Source organism: Microcoleus sp. BROC3 (assembly GCF_036702515.1).
Taxonomy (GTDB): domain Bacteria; phylum Cyanobacteriota; class Cyanobacteriia; order Cyanobacteriales; family Microcoleaceae; genus Microcoleus.
Genome location: NZ_JAUBTQ010000073.1, coordinates 1 through 1,397, shown reverse-complemented (window position 1 = coordinate 1,397; position 1,397 = coordinate 1). Strand labels below are relative to the sequence as shown.

At 56.3% G+C, this 1,397-nt stretch carries 1 protein-coding gene; it reads left to right on the top strand.

The genetic code is table 11. From position 1 onward, the window contains the following. On the top strand, positions 1-1,397 hold a 1,397-nt coding region (locus QUB30_RS29640; RefSeq protein WP_333341325.1), incomplete at both ends, for a calcium-binding protein.

The window sequence follows — 1,397 nt, the reverse complement described above, 5'->3', positions numbered from 1 at the left end:
TCGACGACGATGACGGGGACTTCGACGACGATGACGGGGACTTCGACGACGATGACGGGGACTTCGACAACGATGACGGGGACTTCGACAACGATGACGGGGACGGGCCCGGGGATTTCGGTCACGCCTGTGCCGCGACCAACTCTGACAGTTCCCACGCCTCCCCCAGAGCCACTTTTTGTCGATGGCTTAGTTGTCGGAAATGATGGGGATAACTATTTAATCGGCAGCTTGTTCAATGACACGATTTCCGGGGGTGGCGGCGACGACACGCTTCTGAGTCGGGACGGGGACGATATAGTCAAGGGCGATGACGGTAACGATTCTCTCAACGGCGGGGCAGGTAAAGATATCGTTGAGGGCGGGCGCGGCAATGACACGGCGCGGGGCGGCAAAGGCGATGACGTGGTTTCTGGCGATGTGGGCAACGACGTAGCTTTTGGCGACCAGGGTAACGATATTGTCTTGGGTTCTGAAGGCAACGACACCGTGTACGGCGGTAAAGGCAATGACTGTCTGCGCGGAGGTGGGGAGGACGACCTGATGTTTGGCGACAAGGGCAGTGACACTGTTTTTGGCGACACGGGTAACGACTGCTTGATCGGCGCTGCAGGCAATGATATTTTGTTGGGCCAAGAAGGCGGGGATGTCATCACCGGCGGTGTTGGTAACGATACTGGTGACGGTGGCGAGGGTGATGACCTGATCTTCGGGGGCGACGGGAATGATTCTCTGTCTGGAGATGCTGGGGATGATATTCTTTCTGGCGATCGCGGGTCTGATACTCTGACAGGAGGCGACGGATCGGATATCTTTGTTCTGGGTAGGGTGGGCACGTCGCCTGCTGGCAACGGGTTTCTCACTACTGGCGGCCGCGAAATCGGCGATGCTGATTTAATTAGAGATTTTAAGGTAGGAGATTCGATCGGTCTGGCTGGAGGTTTGAACTTTACCGAGTTAGAAATTTTCCAGGGCCAAGGCTCGAATTCTAGCAACACGATTATTAGGGACAGGCGAACTGGGGAATTTTTGGCGGTGTTGATTGATGTTCGATCGAACTCGCTAGATGAATCTAGGTTCACTACAGCTCAAATACCGCGCGTAGACGACAATCCCTTCACCATTCAGGGGACAACAACGAGTCCCACCACCGGGACAACAACAAGTCCCACCACCGGGACAACAACGAGTCCCACCACCGGGACAACAACAAGTCCCACCACCGGGACAACAACGAGTCCCACCACCGGGACAACAACAAGTCCCACCACCGGGACAACAACGAGTCCCACCACCGGGACAACAACAAGTCCCACCACCGGGACAACAACGAGTCCCACCACCGGGACAACAACAAGTCCCACCACCGGGACAACAACGAGTCCCACCACCGGGAC